At 62.9% G+C, this 14,212-nt stretch carries 10 protein-coding genes; 4 read left to right on the top strand and 6 right to left on the bottom strand.

All coding sequences use genetic code 11. From position 1 onward, the window contains the following. Positions 1-7: 7 nt before the first annotated feature. From VES88_03910 to VES88_03885, 6 genes are read right to left on the bottom strand one after another with little or no spacing between them, the layout of a single operon-like run. Positions 8-967, bottom strand: coding sequence for a slipin family protein (locus VES88_03910; protein HYN80623.1), 960 nt, complete (start codon positions 965-967; stop codon positions 8-10). 48 nt (positions 968-1,015) lie between these two features. Next, positions 1,016-2,305 carry an NrfD/PsrC family molybdoenzyme membrane anchor subunit gene (gene nrfD / locus VES88_03905; GenBank protein ID HYN80622.1) on the bottom strand — a complete coding sequence of 430 codons (1,290 nt, stop codon included), beginning with the start codon at positions 2,303-2,305 and terminating at the stop codon, positions 1,016-1,018. A gap of 7 nt (positions 2,306-2,312) precedes the next feature. Continuing rightward, positions 2,313-3,290: a 4Fe-4S dicluster domain-containing protein gene (locus VES88_03900; protein ID HYN80621.1), complete on the bottom strand. Its 978-nt coding sequence runs from the start codon at positions 3,288-3,290 to the stop codon at positions 2,313-2,315. Next, on the bottom strand, positions 3,287-3,997 hold the full coding sequence (locus VES88_03895; protein ID HYN80620.1) for a hypothetical protein: 711 nt from the start codon (positions 3,995-3,997) through the stop codon (positions 3,287-3,289). The genes VES88_03900 and VES88_03895 overlap by 4 nt, the downstream gene beginning before the upstream one ends. Beyond that, positions 3,994-4,809, bottom strand: a complete 816-nt coding sequence (locus VES88_03890) for a hypothetical protein (protein HYN80619.1) — start codon at positions 4,807-4,809, stop codon at positions 3,994-3,996. The genes VES88_03895 and VES88_03890 overlap by 4 nt, the downstream gene beginning before the upstream one ends. Further along, positions 4,806-7,151 (bottom strand): molybdopterin-dependent oxidoreductase, encoded by a 2,346-nt coding sequence (locus tag VES88_03885; protein ID HYN80618.1) that lies wholly within the window; start codon positions 7,149-7,151, stop codon positions 4,806-4,808. Before VES88_03885 ends, VES88_03890 begins: the two co-directional genes overlap by 4 nt. A gap of 279 nt (positions 7,152-7,430) precedes the next feature. On the opposite strand from VES88_03885, the gene VES88_03880 reads away from it, so the two are divergent. The 4 genes from VES88_03880 to VES88_03865 all read left to right on the top strand — a co-directional run bounded on the left by VES88_03880 (position 7,431) and on the right by VES88_03865 (position 14,207). After that, on the top strand, positions 7,431-8,993 hold the full coding sequence (locus VES88_03880; GenBank protein HYN80617.1) for a cytochrome c3 family protein: 1,563 nt from the start codon (positions 7,431-7,433) through the stop codon (positions 8,991-8,993). Positions 8,994-9,016: 23 nt separating this feature from the next. Further along, positions 9,017-11,062: a hypothetical protein gene (locus VES88_03875; protein ID HYN80616.1), complete on the top strand. Its 2,046-nt coding sequence runs from the start codon at positions 9,017-9,019 to the stop codon at positions 11,060-11,062. Continuing rightward, positions 11,059-12,540, top strand: coding sequence for a hypothetical protein (locus VES88_03870; protein HYN80615.1), 1,482 nt, complete (start codon positions 11,059-11,061; stop codon positions 12,538-12,540). The genes VES88_03875 and VES88_03870 overlap by 4 nt, the downstream gene beginning before the upstream one ends. 506 nt (positions 12,541-13,046) lie before the next feature. Further along, positions 13,047-14,207 carry a hypothetical protein gene (locus VES88_03865; GenBank protein HYN80614.1) on the top strand — a complete coding sequence of 387 codons (1,161 nt, stop codon included), beginning with the start codon at positions 13,047-13,049 and terminating at the stop codon, positions 14,205-14,207. Positions 14,208-14,212 lie beyond the last annotated feature (5 nt).

Genomic DNA, 14,212 nt, shown 5'->3' with positions numbered 1-14,212 from the left:
TGTTGCGCTAATGCACGACGGTCGCCGGCGACGATGGAAGCACTACAGCGTCAGCTTCTTCCCTTGACTTCTCGGTCGCGCCAGTGTGCGGCACGATGCCACCAGCGCCCGCCATTCCGAGCAGCGATGGAACATTAAGCGAGTCCGCGAGGCCCGATGGCACGACCATCAGCGAGCCACGCTTGACGATGCTCTCGTACAGCATGTTCATGGCGCGCAGGTTCATTGCCTCAGGATGGTCGCGGTACGCGCCTGCCGCTTCAACGAACTTGTGAGCGATTTCCGTCTCAGCAGTTCCGAGAATGATTCGCGCCTGCCGCTCCCGCTCCGCCTGCGCCTGTCGTGACATGGCGTCCTCGAGCGCGGCCGGAATTATTACGTCGCGAATCTCGACCGACTGCACCTCGATCCCCCAGTTCTGCATCTTCTGCTCGAGCGCAATCTTGAGCCCGTGTCCGAGCTCCACCCGCGACTGAATCAGCTCGGCAAGATCGTGCTTGCCGATTGCGTCGCGCAGCTGGGTCTGCGCTGAAAGAACAACTGCTTCGTCGTAGTCCTGCACCTCGAGCGCGGCACGCTCTGCGTCACGTACGATCCAGAAGGCGATCGCGTCTACGTTCACCGGCACCGTGTCACGCGTCAGGCACGACTCGGCTCCGAATGCAGTGGTGCGTATGCGCTGATCGATTGTGTACGCGACTCGATCAAGGATCGGTATTACGCCGAAGTATCCTGGGCCACGCAGCCCCCTGTATCTGCCGAGCCGCATGAGAACGGCCTTCTCCCATTGGTCGGCGTACTTGATGGAGCTGAGGACAAACACCGCCGCACAGCCGGCAACGACTACGACTAATGGAACGGGAAGACCAAGCAGGAAGAGTGCTCCTGCCACGCCTGCGCCGACGATCAGTCCCGCAGCGATTGCGGGGACTGGATAACGAGTGTCGTTCGCTCTGTGTCGCGTCATGTTCATCACCTCATGAGAGAAAGTCTTCAAGGACCCCAGCGGCGTGCATCACCGTGTCCGCACCGGCCGGACATCCCTTGTGAGGCCGCGGGTGCTGCGGGGACGTACTAACGGCGCGGACGTCGCGCCATCGATGTATGGACTGCGTGACTCACCGAGCTCGATTGGAAGCGCGACACGAACGAGGATGGTGAGAACGAACAATCCGAGAGCCCAGACTCCGGCCGTGACGGCGATCTCCACCAGACTTGGCGTGTATTCGACGATCTCTCCAAGGGGAGATGGAATGAATCCGGGAACCACCAGGCCGATTCCCTTCTCGACCCAGATGCCGATGAACAGTGCGGCGCTTGCGATCACCAGCCATCGCGGATTGCGCCGGATCGGATGTATCATCAGCGCGATCGTCGCGATGGCGTTCACCGCAATCGCCGACCAGATCCATGGGACGAGTGCATTGTGACCCTCGATCCCGAAGAACAGGTATCTCGCGTTGATGCCGTGATGCGTCGGCGAGTAGAACTTGTAAAACAGCTCCGAGATCAGCATCACGAGGTTTACCTGCGCGGCCGCGGTGGTGATCAACGCGAGCTTCGAGAAAGCACCGTCCGAGATCTCGTACTTCGTCTCTTTGCGGATGAGCGACAGAAGCAGTATCACGAACGCAGGCCCCGCGGTGAACGCAGACGCGAGGAAACGAGGACCGAGCAGCGCCGTGTTCCAGAAGGGGCGCGCAGGCAACCCGGCGAGCAGGAACGCTGTGACGAGATGGATGCTCACCGCCCACATGACCGCGATATACATCCACGGTATGTACTTCCTCTTATCAGGCTGACGGCCCGAGAAGCGGCTGTACAGAATGTAGAAAGGAATTGCGAGATTGATCGCCAGATAACCGTTCAGCACGAGAATATCCCACGCGAGAAGCGAGCGCGGCCAGTTGAGGTAACCAATCCCCGGGATGAGGTGCCACGCGGCGATCGGATTGCCGATGTCGACAACGACGAATGACAGGCACATCACGAGTGCGGCCACTGCAACAGCCTCAGCCATGAGCACCGCACGCGAGAAGTCGACGTCTTTCAGGACATACGCGGGCAGCACCAGCATCATTGCCGCCGCCGCAAGCCCGACGAGAAACGTGAAGTTGGAGATGTAGAGCCCCCAGCTCACGTGATCGTTCATTCCGGTTACCGCGAGTCCGTAACGCAGCTGCAGGGAGTATGCGTAAGCGCCGATGAGCATGATGAGCGTGAGGGTCCCCATGTACATGTGGTACCGACGGCCGCCTGTAGTGGCGGAGTGCAGGGCGCTGAGCGCGAAAGGCTTCAGGTGCATTCTCGCCTCAGTCGGTGAAGTACCAGAAGCGAGGCTCCGTCTTCAGATCTTCCTTCAGACGAAACACTTTCTTGTTGGCGAGCACCCACCTGATCTCGGAGTTGGGGTCGAGAAGGTTTCCGAATACTCGCGCGCCCGTAGGACAGGCCTCCGCGCACGCAGGGAGCCGGCCCTGACGGGTGCGGTGGATGCAGAACGTGCACTTCTCGACTACGCCCGCCTTGCGGGCGCGATTTCCCAGGTAGTGCTGGTTCGTGTTGACCTCAGCGACCGGAACTTCGGGCTCGCTCCAGTTGAAGCGGCGCGCCCAGTAGGGGCACGCGGCCATGCAATAGCGGCAGCCAATACACCAGTCGTAGTCGACGACGGTGATGCCGTCGGGCTCCTGCCACGTGGCGCCAACGGGGCACACCTTCACGCACGGGGGATCGGCACATTGGAAGCACTGCGTCCCCATGTAGAAATGACCCTCGGCCGGCGCTTCGTGCTGGAAGCTCGCATCGGCTTCGTCGAGATCCACGACGCCGTCGTCCATCTCGAAGATGCGGATATATTGTGTGGCCGCGTTGCGATCGAGATTGTTCTCGTTGATGCATGCCTCCACGCAGCTGCGAAAGCCCTTGCACTTCGAGATGTTGAATGCGTAGCCGAATTCCACGCCGGGCTGCGCGCCGGTCGACTGTATCGTCACGTCCACACCGCGTTTCAACTCCGCTACGCGCTCTAACCGCGCAATCGTCTCAGCCCTCTCGGCCTCGGTCATGAAGCGGTAGTTGCCCTTGATGTATTCACGCCACGCGAGCTGTTTCACCTCGCGCTCTTCGTCCGTCATTGCGCTGACCGGCGAGCATGCGGTGGCCGCTTGTGTGCCGGCCGCAATTCCACCGATCAGGATCTGAAGAGCGCGCCGGCGATCGACGCGTTGTCCGAGGCGCGTGTTGTCTTCAGCCGTGGCCGGAGTTCCAGTGACTTTTTCAGCGCTCATCTGTTGTCGCCTCGTGTCCGCTCGATCTGCGGTGCCCGGAACGGGATGCGCCGCTCGATAGTCGGCTTGTGCGGGTCGTGACAGTCGGCGCAGCCCATGACCACGCGGCGCCCCTGCCAGCCATCAAGTCGCTTTCCGTGCGCTCCGCCCGCCCACGCTTCAGCCTGAGAGAAGTGGCACTGCGCGCAGAGGCGGTAAGTGTGATCCAGCGTTGCGCGCTCTCCACTCTTGAGCGTGAGCAGCTCGACGTTGTCGGCAGCGTGGCAGGTGGAGCAAACGCCGCCCGTCTGCACGGGGTGCACGGCCTTGATGTTCTGGTGAGCGTCCTTTACGCGCTCATCAGCCAGGACGATCGCCCTTCCGAGGTGGCAGGACGTGCAAGGGAACTGGCCAAGATCGGCAGTGCGCGTGCGCAGCGTTGTGCGCCTCGTGATGGTCCCGAACCTCTGCGAGAGCGCCGAAGCCGGATCCTCCGTGCGGACGGTTACTTCGAATGGCCTGTCGCCGGGTCCCTTCCAGTTGGTAACGGCCGCGGCGGGAACCGTCGCGAGGACACCGGGCTCCCGGGTCGCGGTGCCCGCTGTGTCTCGCGGCGTGGCCAGCCGTGAGTGCCGAGGCGCAGCGGCCGTATCATTTCTGCCGCACGCGGAGCTCATCAAGGCGAGAGCGAGGCCGATTCCCGCTGCGCGGATCACCCGTCGCATCACCGGGCGCCCCTGCCGCTACCGGACCGCTCTGGCGGGCGAACGAATTCGTTTTCGGCACCAGCGGTCTCCACGTGACATTGGCGGCAATTCGCCCGCTCCGGGTGCGAAGTCCTGATCTCCTTCACTCCCGCTGGAGCGGAGTGACACGACAGGCAATTCCCTCGCAGCTCGAGTGTGTGCGGAATGGGCGGAGGCGTGTGTTCTCCAGAAACCCCGGCGGCCAGCTGCGGCCAGGGCAACGGCTTAAAGCTCGTCGCAGAATCTTTCAAGACCGTGGTACCCGCAGTGTGACACTGGCGGCATCGCGCACTCGGGTCCATGCTCGGAAGCGGAATCGAGAGGAGCCTGGCATCGCCGACATGGCACTGGAGGCACTGGCCCATTTCCGGGTGAGGAGTCACAGGCACGTACGCGCCGAAACGTTGGGAGTATCCGCCTCGCTCGTGGCAGGTCTTACATCCACCTCTCAGCGTCTCAGCTGGCGTAAGTCCGTGTGGAATCCGCGGCGGCGCGCCCGGGTATGCACGGAGCCCGCGATAGGTCGCCAGCGTGCGGGGGTGCGCGCCTCGTCGAGTCTCTGACGTCGGATCGATTGCGAGGTCGGCGAGCTGTGTGCGGAACACGCCAGCCTCACTCGCGATGGGCTCATCGTCATTGACTTTCGCCGCCTGCGAAATCGTGCCCGGCAAATCATCCTGATCGGCTGACGCTCGCCGCGACAATGCGACGAGTGCGACCACAGCAGTCGCTGTGGAGGCCAGCAGCAGCAAGTAGAAGAGAATTCTCGCCGTGGACGCCCGATGGGGGATCACGCGTTGCCCCTGACGCCCAACTGCTCAACGCGCACGGCGCATGTTGTGGTGTCGGGTTGGCCTGAAAGTGGGCAGAACGAATCGAGCATCAGCCGCTGCACCGGATGCCCTTCGTCGAATGACGGCATGAAGAGCTGACCACGGGGGAGCTGCGACCGGTAATCGATCCGAGCTTCGATCTCCATCGATCCGCGCCTGCTCGAGACTCGCGCCATATCGCCGCTTCGAATCCCCAATCGCGCAGCATCGTCGCGGTTCATTTCCAGGTATGCGCGAGGCGCGGCCCGGTGCAGGGTGGGAATGCGCTGCGTCATGGAGCCCGAGCCCCAATGCTCGAGCACCGGCCCTGTGCTCAGCCAGAGAGGGTATTGGTTATTCGGTGACTCGACCGGCGGATCGTACGGTCGTAACCAGATCCACGCGCGGTGATCCGCATGCCCGTAGAAATCGAATGCGCCGTGAGATCGATCTGCTGCCGGGTCGAACGACGTGTTATAGCGCCACTTCGTCTCGCGCCCATTGACGAAGGGCCACATCACACCGGGCCGCGCGCGCAGCTCGGAGAACGGGGCGAGCGCGGTTGGCCGGTCCTGGTGAAACCGGCGATACTCCTCCCACATCTCCGCGACGTGATTCCGTCGGTCCGCTGGAAACATCCCGGACAATCCGAGCCGGCGCGCAATCTCGATCATCTGCCACCCGTCGCTCATCGCGTCACCTGGCGGCGCAACCATTTGATCGAATTGCTGAGTGCGGCGCTCCGCGTTCGCGAACACGCCTTCACGCTCGAACCACATCGCTGCGGGAAGCACGACATCCGCAACGTCGGTAGTAGGCGTCGGATACGCTTCCGAGACGACGATGAATCGGTCAGCCTTTCGCGCGGCGCCGCGGTAGCGGTCGACGTTGGGGAGGCTCATCATTGGATTGGTTCCCTGTATCCACAGGAACCGGATGTCCCCGCGATCGAGCGCGCGGAACATGGCAAGCGCAGACGGCGCTGGTCGAGGATCTATCCTCGCGACGGGAACGCGCCAGATCGATGCGGCAAGACGGCGGTCGCGCTCGTTCTGGACAACTCCGCGCGGAAGCGTGTGAGCCAGTGTGCCTGCATCGTGTACCGAGCCTCCTCCACTAGGCTGCCCCGTAGTGCAGAATGCAGTGTTACCGGGCGAGGCGACCCTTCCAACGAGAAGGTGGATGTTGTACAGGGCGTTATTCGTCCACGTCCCGCGCGCGTGCCGATTCGCGTTCGCTCCCCACACAGACATGACCTTACGCGCTCGATCAGCATAGAGTGACGCCAGCCATCGGATGCGGGCAGCCGGGATTCCGGATATCCGCTGAGCTCGCTCAGGCGTAGACGCGGAGAGGAACTTCACGTAATCCTGCCAGCCGACGGTCGTGGCCTCGTCGGCGACGAGGCCGTCGTCGCTGAGACCGTGGCCGATGCCGGTTTTGCCGCGCTTGAACGCCACATGTCGCTCGATGAATTCGCGGTCTGACCAATTCCGCTCGACGATCTCATTACAGATTGCGTTCGCAATTGCGAGCGTCGAATGTGGCGCGTGCACGAGCGAGTGGTCTGCTGCGTAGCTCGTGCGAGTTGTTCGTCGGGTGAGATCGATGATTCGCACGGCCCGGTCCTTTCGCCGACGATCCAGCATTCGCGAGAACAGAACCGGATCAGTCTCAGCTAGATTTGCATCCCAGAGGATGAACAGGTCGGCGTGATCGATGTCCTCATAGCATCCCAACGATCCGTCGAGTCCGAAGGTGGTTTCGAGGCCTGCCATCGCGCTGGCACCGTACAGTCGGCTGCTGCTCTCGACGTTGTTCGTCCCGAGTCCACCCTTGAACAGCTTCGACGCGATATACGCGTCGGGGATCGACCACTGCGCCGAGCCGTAGATCGCGACACTGTCCTTTCCGTACCGGCGTGTTGTTTCGCGGATGCGGCTGGCAACGAGGTCGAGCGCTTCTGCGATCGGCACTCCGACAAGCGAGTTTCCGCGGCGGATCATCGCTCTGGTGATTCGATCACGCCCGTACAATGCCTGCACCGAGTAGTAACCTTTCGCGCAGGCGAGGCCGGCGCTGACGGCCGAATCGGGGTCGCCCTTCACGGCGCCGGCGCGTCCACTCTCTATTCCCACGAGCAACCCACACCCCACGCCGCACAACCGACACGGAGATTTCTTCCAGGTTGGATCGGCCTTTATCGTGGGTGGAGCGTCGTCGCTGGCGGGGAGCACGACGCCTGGCGCCAGAGCAGACCCAACCGTAGCTGCCGACATCGCAGCCATTCCCCGCAGGAACGTCCTACGATCGACAGCGCTCATGGTTGCCCTTAGCGTCGAGATTTTTACGGTCGGCTTCTCGCGAATTCAGCTGCCTGAGATGAATACCACGTCGAGAACGAGAGGTATGCAGTGGAACACCGGAACACTTCGACCAATAAGCCTGATTCAGAATCAGCATTAATCCGACTGCACGCAGGGGAAACCCTGACTGTTCAATCGCGGACATTCGGCCTATTATTCCGGTGAGCCTTTTCGGCATTTGCTTCACTTCGCAGTGGCGACTGGGCTTGCAGGCGCACTTCTCTCCGAGAATCAGCCATGCTCAAGGCATCATCGGCCGTCCGAGCTCCAGCCCTGCTTACGGCAGCGCTCCTCACAGCGATGTGGCTCGTTGGATGTACGAGCAAGGACATCGTTTTCCGGGACCGGCAGCCCTTCAATGAGCCGCCTGCTGCCGCGCAGGGATTTCTCGGCTACTACGACGCAGCCACCAAGCAAACGACATGCGGTAACTGCCACGCCGAAATTCAGGGAAGCTGGCACGAGACCAAGCACGCAAGTGCCTGGGCGGTGCTGAACGCGAGCACCGCCAAAGGCGCGGAGTGCGAAGGCTGTCATACCGTCAACACCAGAGGAAACGCCGCGACGACCGCGGCAGCCGGTCACGATGCTGTTAAATCCAACACGTATTACGACGTGCAATGCGAGAGCTGTCACGGCCCAGGGCTGGAGCATGTCGAGGGTGTCGGACAGGCAAACCTTATCAGGCCGCTCGCGAAGGTGAGCATGACTGGTACCGGCAACTGTGGTGACTGCCACTCCGGTGCGCACCAGCCGTTCGCTGAAGAGTGGAAAGCTTCCGGACACGGCAAGGTCACAACGCGCGGATCGAATCCCACGTGCGCCGGCTGCCACGACGGCCGGGGAACGCTCGCGCGGTGGGGGGTGACGGACAACTACCAGGAGAAGGCTAACCCGACTAATTACCAGGCAGTGACTTGTGCCATCTGTCACAATCCGCACGGCTCGGGCAATCCGGCCCAGCTTCGCTTCTCTGTAACATCACCGGATCCGGACCAGAATCTCTGCATGCAGTGTCATCTGCGACGAGTCGAGCCGGAGTTCGGTACCAGCTCACCGCACGCCCCGCAGGGAGCGGTACTGCTCGGTTTTGCCGGCTACCGGCCGCCGGGATTCGCGTATGACACGGCCCGCATCTACGGAACGCACGCGTCAACCAGGAACCCGAAGCTTTGTGCCGGATGTCACGTCGCGAAGTTCACGGTTACTGATAAGCTGACGGGAGCATTCAGCTTCCAGTCGACTGGCCACCTGATGCGTCCGATTCCGTGTCTCGACGTCGCAACGGGTCAGCCGACGGGTGTCAAGACCTGCGAATACACGGCGACGGCGCGGTCGTGGCAGACATGCACTACTGCCGGATGTCACGGTGATGCCAACGTAGCCGCAACCCGGTTTGCGGTTGTTCGAGCCCGCATGAAGGACCTCACCGGCGTGCTGTGGCTCAACTCGAACAATGACGGTACTCTCCAGGCAGCGCCCACCGATGGTGGCTGGCTCGCTACACTGAAAGCAACGCGGCCAGGCGAATGGAGCAACACGGACAACACCATCACGCCGGCCGAGGGCGCCGAGTTCAACGCGCGGCTCTGCGGGGAATACAACCAGTCAAACGCCGACAACTCGAAGGGCGTCCACAACTCGTTCTTGTGCGAGGCGTTGCTCAGCGCCACTATCAAGTACGTTCGGACCTACTACAACTTGCCGGCCCCGTCGGCTGGCGTCGAGGCCCGCATGAATCGTCCAATCGGCGGAGAGTTCAACAGCTCGATGCACGTCGCTCGCACGCCTCGGAGGTAGTTGATCCGATTGCGCTGTATGATGTGATCGGAGCACAGTTCAAGGGGACCGGCCGAGCACTCAGCTCGGCCGCGGCGCTTCAGCAACCCCACGCTTCAGCAATCGACTCGGTAAGGGTCGAGTCTCCACTGCCCGGCGGGGTCGCCGACGTTGTTCGGTTCCTCCTGTCGTCAGTACCGCCGTGGATTCAGATCGGAGGAGTCGTCCTCGCGGTCGTCGCTGGTGTGGCGATCCTCTGGTGGATGATCGCGCGCCGTCGCGCGATCGCCGGCTGGCTCACGACGCGATCCACCGCCGTCAAAGTCGCGCTTGCTGTCGCCGCCATTTTTACCGTCGCGGTGGCCGGCGTGGCTGGAGCAACTACCTGGAACTACACGCAGCACTCGAACGACTTCTGCACCGGGTGTCACGTGATGGATAGCGCGGTCGAGAGAATGACTGGCGGCGAAAGCAAGCACTCGAAGCTCTCGTGCCACTCATGTCATCAGCAGTCTCTGGCCGCGAGCGCGTGGCAGCTTTACGTGTGGGTGGCGGAGCGTCCGGAAAAGATCGAGAAGCATGCGAACGTGCCAAATGGCGTGTGCGAAAACTGTCACGTCACCAGAGACACGGCCGCGTGGCAGCGAATAGCCTCAACCGCCGGACACCGCGTGCATCTCGAGTCTGACTCGAGCGTGCTCAAGAACATGAATTGCGTAGAGTGCCATGGCACCGAGCTCCATCAGTTCCAGCCGGTGAAGCAGACATGCGGTGAAGTCGGATGCCACGATCCAAAGGAAACGGGCATCGCCATCGCCAAGATGGCGGGACAAACGGTGCGGCATTGCACGGTCTGCCACGAGTTCACCGCCGCAGTACCCGACCTCGCAACGCGCGATTCCGCAAGCGGCACTCTCGTACCCGGCGCGCCACAGTGCCTCGGCTGCCACCAGATGCGAAAGATTCTCGCCGATTTCAGCGAGGCAAAAGATCCTCACGGTGGAAAGTGCGGCACATGCCACAACCCGCACACGCAGAAGAATGCGATGGAAGCTGCGAATTCGTGCGCGACGGCCGGTTGCCACTCGAACTGGCGGGATGAGCCGTTCCACATGGGCGCCAGTCATCGGAGAGTCGCGTCACAGTGTCTTACATGTCACGTTCCGCACGCAGCAAAGGTCGATGCAAGCCAGTGTCAGGGTTGCCACGTGAGCGTTCGGGCGCGAGGAAAGTTTCAGCCGCCCTTGCCTTTCGATACGACGAAGGCGCTGCGGCGCACCGAAGCCAACACGGCGCGAAAAGACCTGGCGATAAAAGGCCGGCGGGCGTCGGCTCCAGTCAGATTGGCTTTGGCGAGCTTCGAGCAAACGGCATCGCAGTCCGGACACAATCTGCTGCGATCCGTCTTCGACCCACTCCGGCCGGCGGCGGTATTCATGGGAATCGGCCCACCCGGGCCCGCCAGTGCTGAGCCCGACAGCTTTCCCCACTCGAGGCACGAGAAAATTGCGTGCCTCGTGTGTCATGCGACCGGCGATGCCCACGGCGAACTTACGTTCAAGGCACCGCGAGGCTGCGCCATATGCCATCATCAGGCACCCGCAAGCGCACGATGCGCGTCCTGCCATCGCTCCTCCGAGTATGCGGCGCCGAAGCAGATGACGGCAGTGGTCACGGTCGCGGGTCACAAGCCGAAGCCCCGTTCAGTTGATTTTTTACACGCTCGGCACGCGAAGCGAACGTGCATCGAGTGTCACACGACGCCGGTCACGCTCGAGCCATCGCGGGCGAACGCCGAATGCCGGGATTGCCACGAAGACCATCATGCCGCCGAGCGAAGCTGTTCCACATGTCACGCGCCCGCGCAGCCTGCGGCAGCGCACCGGACGCTGGAGACAGCACATCAGCGCTGCGACGCATGCCACACCGCGACGACGGTCGCGCGGCTGACGCCGACACGCAGCTTTTGCAGCACCTGTCACGCCGCAAAGTCAAAGAACCATTACGACGCAAAGGAATGCACGGTCTGCCATTTCCTCGCGGACCCGGTCACTTATCGCTCTAAGCTCGTCACGCGATCGCGAGAATGAAGCGTGCTCTGCCTCTCATCAGCGTGTGCGTTGTTTTTCTTCGGGTCGCTTCCCTTCCCGCGCAGGATTATCGCGTGCGTCTCGACGCACGCGCTCAGTCAGTCTCATTTCGCGGTCTCATCTCCGACAGCATTCTGGTTGCAGACGCGGTCCCGGGGACGAGCGGGGGCTTCGAGACTCCGGATGGGCATGCCGTGCGCTGCAGCGCAGGCGAGTACTGCTATTTCCTGAGGCCAGGCCCCGTGATGCGCGGCGTGCCGGTGACCGCTGCGGCAAGCCTGATCATGTGGGGCTTGGGCGTCGACGGCCTTTCGCTCCGCGCAACGGGGCGGGTCCTGGGAAATCTCGGGAGTGACGAAGCGTGGCCGGGCACCGAGCCTTCAATGCAGCTTATCGAAGGCCTCCTCGAGTACCAACGCTCAGCGATTGTCGCCCGTGTCGGACGTCAACTGGTCTCATCGCGCCTCGAGTCAATGGGTTTTGACGGCGGCTGGTTGAGATACCGGTGGGAACAGCCGCGAATCGAGATCACCGGCTACGGCGGTTGGGGACTCGGACAGGCGACTGCGGTCACGCCGCTGAGTCCCGCGCTCAATCCTCTCGACGAGTGGCGACCGCGCAACCGGCAGATCGTAGCCGGGGCCGAAGCTGCGTGGCTCTTCCGTAACGTTGACGTTCACGGCGAATATCGGCGTGAGGTAGACCCTGAGAATGACTATTTCGTGTCGGAGCGGACGGCACTCTCGATTGGCGCGCTCATCAGAGCTTTTCGGCTCAACGCTGGATTGGATTACAACATGGCCGACGGCCAGCTGGGAAATGCGGATGTGGCAATCACCTACCCGCGCCGGACATTCTCGGTGTCCGCCGGCGCGAGACGATATCGCCCGTACTTCAGCTTGTGGACACTCTGGGGCGCGTTCAGTCCGGTGCCTTACAATGCCGTGAACATCTCCGCGCAGATCCGCCCCGCGGAGTGGCTGTCGCTGCATGGACGCGCTGAGCGCTACAGCTACGAGAGCGCGGGGGTCTCGACCGCTCTCGTCCCGGAACTGGAAGATCGCGGATGGCGCGCACGGATAGGCGCCACGGCGACAATGACTGAGCGCTGGACGTTCGACGGCAACTATGGTCTGGAGTATGGACCGGGCGCCTCAGCTCGTTCGGCCGATGCCGCCCTGACGTTCACTCCGAATGAGAGGCTGGCATTGGATCTGTACGGTGGAAGTCTCGCACGGCCACTCGAGCTTCGGTTTTACGACGCGACAAGTCGCTGGGTAGGCGGCCGGATTCAGTGGCAGCATAGCACGCAGCGACGGGTATGGGGCGATGTCTCGATGGTCAATGACGATCGCGACCGACCCGATGCGAGTGCGTCATCGCTTGACCAGGTCCGTGTCCGGGCAGGGCTAAGTCTCGCGTTCGGGTCGGGGGCCGACCGAACGCCCCTGCCTCCGGCCCGCCCCACGCTTCGGTGAAGCTGGCACGACGGGTTTGGCCGGCGCTTGGTTTTGGCGTCCTCGCGGCCGGGGCGTTGTTCGCGGCGCCGCTTGTCGGCCGGGCGCCGGAGGGGCGATTTCCGCACGAAAAGCATTCCAAAGTCTTTCCGCTTTGTACGACCTGCCATGCGGGAGTAGTCGAGCCCGGACAGGCCATGTTTCCAGAGCCAAAGGGGTGCGCGTCGTGCCACGATGGCGTCGTGCAGCCGAAAGTGACGTGGGAGCCGCGAAATGGACCGCGCCCCGGGAATCGACGCTTCACCCATCAGAATCATGACCGCGCGGTGACAGTGAAGAATCCGGCCGACAGCGCCTCGATCAGAAACTGTTCCGCCTGTCACAACCAGGCCGGAACCGCCCGGATGGCGGTGCGCAGTGCAGTTGTTGGACAATGTCTCAGCTGTCACGGATTGAAAGATCCTCATGTGGATGTTCCAAGCCAGGCATGTGCAACCTGTCACGTGCGCTTGACCGACGCGCCCAGCTTGACTCGGGCCGACATCGCGCGCTTTCCTCGTCCCCGCTCGCACGACGCGCCGGATTTTCGGCTTGCCGGTCACGGCAGGCTGGCACGAGTGGCGGGAACGTCGCCTAATGAGGGCGGCATCGCGTTCAGCTGCGCAACATGCCACTCGCGGAATCTGTGCATCACGTGCCATGTGAACGCCCCTGAGTCACCCGTGATTGCCGCGCTTGCGCTCGACGAACGAACACCGGTTTACGCGACGACGCAACCCGTGCCGCCAAGTCACACGGCTCGCGATTTTCTACGGGCACATGGCCGGCTTGCGCAGCAACCCGCGGCGACATGCGCGACCTGTCACGCGAGAGAGAGCTGCGCGAGCTGCCACATCGGGGTGCCGCCGCGCGCCATTGCGGCGCTGCCGGCTGCCGGGCCGGGTCGCGCGGCCGGCGCGCTGTTGACGCGTGCCAAACCATCGAGTCACACACGCGACTTCAAGGAACGGCACGGGGCGGCAGCGAACGCCCGCCCGATGGCGTGCGCGAGCTGTCACGCTAGAGAGAGTTGCACGAGCTGTCACGTCGGGTCGGTGCCGCGGGTTGTCGCTACCATGCCGGCCGCTGCGACGGGACGTACGGTAGCCGCGCAGTGGACGCGCACCCCGCCGTCGAGTCACACGTGGGACTTCAGGGAGCGACACGGGGCCGAGGCGAGCGCGCGCCCGACGACGTGCGAGACCTGCCACGTGCGCTCCACGTGTTTCGAGTGTCATCGCCCCGAAGTTGCGCGGCAGTCCAGCTACCACCCTCAGAATTTCCTGACACGCCACCCGAGCTCGGCCTACACTCGCGAAGCGACCTGCAGCGATTGTCACAATCCCGCTCAGTTTTGCCAGTCGTGCCATCGGCAGGCGGGCCTCGTCGCCATCGGGCGAATCGGCACTACCGGATACCACGACGCATTTCGCGGGTTCAGCCTCGGGCACGGGCAGGCAGCGCGTCAGAGTCTCGAGTCGTGTGCGTCATGCCATGCGGAGCGCGACTGCACCGCATGTCACTCTGCCGTTGGCGGTGGATTCCGCTTCAGTCCCCATGGCCCTGGCTTCAACGCGGCGCGCGCACGGTCGAAGAACCCGTCCGTCTGTATTGCGTGCCACGGACGGGTCATACCAGACGCGCGTTAGCTCTA

This window comes from Gemmatimonadaceae bacterium, from assembly GCA_035633115.1.
In the GTDB taxonomy this organism is placed as follows: Bacteria; Gemmatimonadota; Gemmatimonadetes; order Gemmatimonadales; family Gemmatimonadaceae; genus UBA4720.
Note: the sequence above shows the minus strand (reverse complement) of the source record. Positions and strands in the feature narration are given on the sequence as shown.

What these genes read in the sequence shown, in the direction of transcription:
- VES88_03880 (HYN80617.1), top strand. Translation starts at nt 7,431, where the DNA reads ATGCTCAAGGCATCATCGGCCGTCCGAGCTCCAGCCCTGCTTACGGCA.
- VES88_03910 (HYN80623.1), bottom strand. Translation starts at nt 967, where the DNA reads ATGACGCGACACAGAGCGAACGACACTCGTTATCCAGTCCCCGCAATC.
- VES88_03885 (HYN80618.1), bottom strand. Translation starts at nt 7,151, where the DNA reads ATGAGCGCTGTCGATCGTAGGACGTTCCTGCGGGGAATGGCTGCGATG.
- VES88_03900 (HYN80621.1), bottom strand. Translation starts at nt 3,290, where the DNA reads ATGAGCGCTGAAAAAGTCACTGGAACTCCGGCCACGGCTGAAGACAAC.
- nrfD (HYN80622.1), bottom strand. Translation starts at nt 2,305, where the DNA reads ATGCACCTGAAGCCTTTCGCGCTCAGCGCCCTGCACTCCGCCACTACA.
- VES88_03870 (HYN80615.1), top strand. Translation starts at nt 11,059, where the DNA reads ATGAAGCGTGCTCTGCCTCTCATCAGCGTGTGCGTTGTTTTTCTTCGG.